This window comes from Noviluteimonas gilva (genome assembly GCF_009740395.1).
GTDB lineage: Bacteria > Pseudomonadota > Gammaproteobacteria > Xanthomonadales > Xanthomonadaceae > Noviluteimonas > Noviluteimonas gilva.
Genome location: NZ_WOXT01000007.1, coordinates 1 through 3328 on the forward strand (window position 1 = coordinate 1; position 3328 = coordinate 3328).

The 3328-nt window shown below is 59.6% G+C and carries 4 protein-coding genes; 1 reads left to right on the forward strand and 3 read right to left on the reverse strand.

All coding sequences use genetic code 11. The annotated features are described in order from the left end of the window. Positions 1-199 precede the first annotated feature (199 nt). Positions 200-814 (forward strand): tyrosine-type recombinase/integrase, encoded by a 615-nt coding sequence (locus tag GN331_RS16430; protein WP_197427205.1) that lies wholly within the window; start codon positions 200-202, stop codon positions 812-814. Between the two features lie 73 nt (positions 815-887). Here GN331_RS16430 and GN331_RS16435 read toward each other — a convergent pair whose 3' ends face one another. The 3 genes from GN331_RS16435 to GN331_RS16445 form a co-directional block, all read right to left on the reverse strand. Further along, complete coding sequence (locus tag GN331_RS16435; protein ID WP_156643392.1) at positions 888-1538, reverse strand: hypothetical protein; 651 nt, start codon at positions 1536-1538, stop codon at positions 888-890. 162 nt (positions 1539-1700) lie between these two features. After that, positions 1701-2180, reverse strand: a complete 480-nt coding sequence (locus tag GN331_RS16440; RefSeq protein ID WP_156643393.1) for a hypothetical protein — start codon at positions 2178-2180, stop codon at positions 1701-1703. A 593-nt stretch (positions 2181-2773) separates the two neighbouring features. Then, the gene (locus GN331_RS16445) at positions 2774-3106 is read right to left on the reverse strand and encodes a MafI2 family immunity protein (RefSeq protein WP_156643394.1); all 333 of its coding nucleotides are present in this window, start codon (positions 3104-3106) and stop codon (positions 2774-2776) included. Positions 3107-3328 lie beyond the last annotated feature (222 nt).

The following is a 3328-nucleotide window of genomic DNA, read 5'->3' on the forward strand; positions in this document are numbered from 1 at the left end:
CAGGCTCAACCTGCAAGAGCCCTTGATCATCGATTGCGACAGAACGAATCCAGACCTGCATTGGCGGCCTCTGCGGCGGGAGCTGCTGCATTCTAAAGGGTGGCGTCGAATGTCCGCTTTTGGCCGATAGCTGCCACTCACCAGGTAGTGACAGACCGTCGGACCAAGTTCTCCTTCCTATCCGGGAATGGAGAACGTCATGAACCAGCCGCGCAAAAGACCTGCCTGGAATAGCGGCAAGCTCGTGGGACAGAAGGCCCCGCTCAAGCTCAAGGAAATCTGGGCGATCCGGTTACGACTTCAGCTCGCCGAGGACGTTCGCAAGCTCGCCCTTTTCGACCTGGCCATCGACAGTAAGCTCAGGGCGTGTGACCTAGTCCGTCTCCATGTTCGCGACGTGACCCACGGGGCCCAAATTGCGCCGCGAGCGCGGGTGATTCAGCGCAAGACTAGGCGCCCCGTCCAATTCGAAATTAGCCCTTCGACTCGCGACGCTCTGACCGCGTGGATCGCATCGCGCCGACTTCCGCCGGACGCCTATTTGTTCCCGAGTCGCCAACACGACGGCGCTCACCTTTCGACGCGACAATACGCTCGCATCGTCAAAGGCTGGGTTCGGAGCATCGGGCTGGGTGAGCCGAGCTATGGTACCCACTCCATGCGGCGCACGAAGGCATCTCTGATCTATCAACGCACCAAGAATCTGCGCGCTGTCCAGCTTTTGTTGGGCCATACCAAGATCGAGAGCACAGTCCGCTATCTGGGCGTTGAGGTGGATGACGCCTTGATCATGGCCGAGCAGACCGACGTCTGATTAGGCGGCACGCACCAAATCACGATGACCGCTTTCGGCCAGAAGCGGTCGTTGGCAATGGTGGCTTGATCGATTACGGGCGCCAGATAGCTAAGCGACCACCGGCGTCTACGCCGCCAAGTGCGAATTGCTGGCGCCAGTCCACCAGGAGGAGGTTATGCGCCGAGTGCAGCGCGGCAAATGCCTGTGAAAGCTGCTTATCGTCCCCGTCGAGCATCGCACCGAGCGCAGTGATTCCCCGTTGATCCGCGAGTCCGTAAAGCAACACGTCGCTCGACGGTCTGATGGCGAAGCCCCCCTCAACTTGACCCAGAGGACAGGACGCTGTGAACAAGATCGGCGCGCTGATGGGCGTTGTTTCGAACAGGTCCGCGATCCTTTCGACCGCGTCGCCGCCTTCGATCATCACGCCACGGGGAAGCTCGCGCGAAAACACTTGGGACCAGCCGTATTGGACGCGATGCGCGCGTTCGAACTCCTTGTACTGCGTAAGCAAGGCTTTGACCCCGTAGCCAGTCTTGGGCAGGAACTCGATCTGGCACCACTCGTCTTCGTGAAAATGGGGTGCGCTTTCGAACGAAGCCTCCGTGGGCACCAGAAAGGTCAAGCGATCTGCTGCAACAGTCGGCATCGAGTAGTTGATCGAAGCCACATCGACGGACGTTGACCCTGCTTCCTTTTCCCTCGACCCCAATGAAGACTTCAATAGATCAAGCCAATTCATGCCGCGCCTCCCCGTGAACGCAGAAGACTAACTCATGCTGCTGGATGCAGGCTGGACGGTTGCGCGCCAAGGGTTTCGGGCGGCACCCTCGGTGTCCACTTTGGGTCGAAAGCAGACGCTAAGTCCCGGTGTCGGCTATCGGCCAGAAGCGGACATCCTCAACTACATTTTGTATTCGTACGTTTCGAGATCGCCGGTCATGGTCTTGTAGGTGTGCCTCCACGCGACCAACACACCCGTTCGGCTCACGAAAAACGTGAACTCACCGCTGCCTTGCGGGGACCGGATCTCGCGAACTTCAGTGCTCGCACCGCCGACTCGCAGCTTGGAATCCCTGACGTACTGGAAGTCAAACCCTTCTGCTGTCCAATGACTCGATGCTTGGGTCGTGCGCGGAACGACCACGGTCATGTAGTCAGTCTTGATGCAGACAAGCCAACTTGTGGCACACGGCGAGAGCGAGAAAAGATCGCCCGACACCATCAGCGTGTCGTCGTCGAAGTCCAGCACTGCGGCGGTTCCGTCGTCGAGCGGTGATCCGTTCAAAACGTACACGATCGTATCCGCAGCGACGGCGGGACGGCTCCAGGGCGTCAGCGCCAGCACGAGAGCCAGGGCGGTCAATCGATACAACCGTTGCATGGTGATGTCCCGTGCCGTCGCCAGTTACTGTACCGGACCGGTGCCCAGGTCAAAGGTGCCAACAGAGCGCAGGTCGAATGTCCGCTATGGGTAGAAGGCGGACGCTGCCGTAGCGAAAACGATCGGCTTCCTGCGGCGCGCCAATGATGGTGTCGCGCTCCGGTTTGTGCCGGCCACGCGTTAACCCCCTGAAACAGCCCGACGTTCGACAGCTTGCCGCTATGGCAGCGCGAACAAAAGACCCAACGCCGCCACTAGTGCAAGCGAGATCGCCTGCATGAGCCAGGCCCCCGTAGATTCCCGCTGATGTAGTCGACCCGACGCGAACACCGCAAGCGCGACAGGCGCCAAGAACAGCCCAGAAAACATTGCGAGGAGGCCACCATGCGAATCGGAAGCAAGCGGGTGCAGCGGACTTGAGATGAGGTAGAGGCTCCAAGCGCCTATACCGGCCGCCACGAAGTAGTTGGCGTAGGCCACAACGGTGCGGACTTGAGGCGTCATCAACAGAATCATAAGACCTCGCGTAGCCAGTTCGAGCGCATAGGCACGCAGCGGCACGATGTCCGCTTTGGGTCGAAAGCGGACACTCATTACTCAACGTAACGTTCCGGCTCCCAACGCAGATAGACGAGGTACTCAAGCTGGGACAGCCCGCCTGAGCGAGGTGCAGCGACATGCTGCTCGTCCAGCTCCCACGTCGCGGGAAAACAGGCAAAGACCTCGCTCGCGGCGCAAGAACCACATTCAAGCGCATCCGGTGATGGCTCTCCGTCATATTCGAATCGAACGCGCACCGTTCTGGTCGCACGATCGGCCTCGATGGACGCCTGCCTCAATTGCGGATGCACTTCACCCCACAGTCCTCGCATCAAGTAGAACTCAAGGGCCTGGCGGCGGCTGACTTCCTCGTCGACATCTTGCATGGGCTCGGCAACTCCCGATATGGCGGACGCATTGGTGACGGCAACTGGGGCGCCAGTGAGGCTACAACATGACCGCTTTGGGTCGAAAGCAGCCACTGAGCCGGTATGTCCGCTATCGGCCAGAAGCGGACATTCGAGGTCTGCTCAGCATTTTTGCGCCTAACTATTTGCCTTGCGCAATGCGTTGAGCTTTCGCACCAGAAACGACGTATCTGAGCTTGG